Here is a 264-nt window from a genome sequence, read left to right as displayed (position 1 = left end):
AATGTTGTCTTTGAAACAGGCTTGACTTATGTTCATACTCCATTTGAATTGATGCAAACCAAGAAGGACAATGCCTACTTTATCGAAAAAGAATTAGATTTTAAACTGGTTGAGTATGGCAGAGCTATTATCAAGGCCTTTGGTATGAGAGAGCGTTTTTTCCATATTGAATTTTTCAAGGATGGGGACGACTACATTGCCATTGAATACAATAACCGTATGGCAGGCGGTTTCACAGTTGAAGCCTATAACTACGCTCATTCC

The 264-nt window shown here is 38.3% G+C and carries 1 pseudogene; it reads left to right on the top strand.

Features of this window, described 5'->3' with window-relative positions:
• Window positions 1-264 (top strand): annotated as a pseudogene (locus tag C1G53_RS12460) (carbamoyl phosphate synthase large subunit); the annotation flags it as partial.

Origin of the sequence: Streptococcus suis (assembly GCF_002960445.1) — a bacterium.
Classification (GTDB): domain Bacteria; phylum Bacillota; class Bacilli; order Lactobacillales; family Streptococcaceae; genus Streptococcus; species Streptococcus hyiners.
The sequence above is the reverse complement of the archived record's forward strand: the minus strand, read 5'-3'. Positions and strand labels throughout refer to the sequence as shown.